Annotated in this window: 2 protein-coding genes; both read right to left on the bottom strand. The window is 75.1% G+C overall.

From position 1 onward, the window contains the following. Positions 1 to 667: pantoate--beta-alanine ligase (panC, locus tag ACVNF4_RS36495; RefSeq protein WP_461807102.1), on the bottom strand; the 667-nt coding region annotated here is incomplete at its 3' end. Then, positions 664 to 907: DUF2520 domain-containing protein (locus tag ACVNF4_RS36500; RefSeq protein WP_461807103.1), on the bottom strand; the 244-nt coding region annotated here is incomplete at its 5' end. The genes panC and ACVNF4_RS36500, both read right to left, overlap by 4 nt.

Genomic DNA, 907 nt, shown 5'->3' on the forward strand with positions numbered 1-907 from the left:
GTGCGCGCAGCGCCTCCTGGGCGGCGTGCCGGTCGCGGCCCGCGAACAGCGCGCGGGAGAGCGCGAGCGCGGTGTGGCGCTCCTGGGGCGAGAGGTAGCGGTTGCGGCTGGAGAGCGCCAGGCCGTCGTCCTCGCGGACCGTCGGGACGGCGACGACCTCCACGCCGAAGTTCAGGTCGCGGACCATCCGGCGGATCAGCGCGAGCTGCTGCGCGTCCTTCTGGCCGAACAGCGCGACGTCGGGGCGGGTGAGGTGCAGGAGTTTGGCGACGACCGTCAGCATGCCGTCGAAGTGCCCGGGGCGGACGGCGCCTTCGAGGCGCTCGCCCATGGGTCCCGCGCTGATGCGGACCTGGGGTTCGCCGCCGGGGTAGACCTCGTCGGCGGAGGGCGCGAACACGGCGTCCGCGCCGGCCTCCTCGGCGATCTTCAGGTCGGCGTCGAGGGTGCGCGGGTAGCGGTCGAGGTCCTCGCCCTTGCCGAACTGGAGGGGGTTGACGAAGACGGTGACGACGACCTCGCCGCCGGGCCCGGCGATCTCGCGGGCGGAGCGGATCAGGGTGGCGTGGCCGTCGTGGAGGGCGCCCATCGTCATGACGACGGCTCGGCGGCCCGTACGCGTGCGTGCGTGCAGTTCGGCGGCCGTGCGCAGCAGGGCGAGGCTCATCGGGCGTCTCCTTCGGTGCCGTGCGAACCGGTGTCGTGCGAACCGGAGCCGCCGCCCGCGAGGACCCCGAGGAGGTCCTGTGCGAGTTCCGGCTTGAGCAGGCCGTGGGCGAGGGCGCGGTCGGCGGTCGCGCGGGCCATCGCGAGGTACCCGGCGACGGTCTGGGGCGCGTGCTTGCGCAACTCCCCGACGTGCGCGGCGACCGTCCCCGCGTCCCCGCGCGCGACGGGCCCGGTGAGG

Source organism: Streptomyces sp. S6 (genome assembly GCF_054880855.1).